Below are 763 nucleotides of genomic sequence, written 5' to 3' on the forward strand. Positions count from 1 at the left end.
CGCTCGCCCTGCGGCGCGCCCCCGCCGACAGCGGGCGGCCCGCGGTTTCCGGCGATGCGCGCCCCGATGTCGCCGCTCCCCGCGACCCGGTTCCCGGTGTCGCCGCTCCCCGCGATGCCACCGACAGGGGCGAGGGTGAGCGGCGGACCGCCGCGGTCTGAGCGTGCGCCGCGGCCGCGTCGGCCACCCCTGAGGTCCCTCCGGACAGCCCCCTTGATGTCCCCACGAGACGAATGTCGCGTGGGGACATTTTCAGGTGTACGGTGCACATATGACTCCGGAACGGAAGATCCCGGAACGGCGCAGCCGCAAGGCGCGCCGCACCCGCGACACCCTGGCGCAGGCCGCGTTCGAGCTGGTGCTCGACCGGGGGCTGCGGAACGTGACGGTCGAGGAGATCGCGGAAGCCGCGGACGTCGACCGCCGCACGTTCAGCCGGTACTTCACGAGCAAGGAGGCCGCCGCCCTCGACTCCCTGCGGGGCGACGGCGACCGTATCAACGCGGCCCTGCGCGCCCGCCCGGCCCCGGAGCCTCCGCTCCTCGCCTACCGGCGGGCCGTTCTCGACTGGCTCGCCGATCCCGGGGCGGAGCCCTGGCACCGCCGCCCCCGGATCTTCGACCTGCTGGTCGTCGCCGAGGAGGAGCCGACTCTCTACGCCGTCTTCCACCACATCCGGGTGGACGCACAGGAGGAGTCGGTCGCCATCGTCGCGGACCGGCTCGGCGTCGACCCGCGGCAGGACATCCGGCCCGCCGTGACC

The 763-nt window shown here is 74.3% G+C and carries 1 protein-coding gene; it reads left to right on the plus strand.

Annotated features, from left to right (window positions below):
• Nucleotides 1-271: 271 nt before the first annotated feature.
• Nucleotides 272-763, plus strand: a 492-nt coding sequence (locus CR470_RS38255; protein ID WP_097872323.1) for a TetR family transcriptional regulator, incomplete at its 3' end; no start/stop codon positions are given.

The sequence above is a fragment of the Streptomyces sp. rh34 genome (genome assembly GCF_002551245.1).
Taxonomy (GTDB): domain Bacteria; phylum Actinomycetota; class Actinomycetes; order Streptomycetales; family Streptomycetaceae; genus Streptomyces.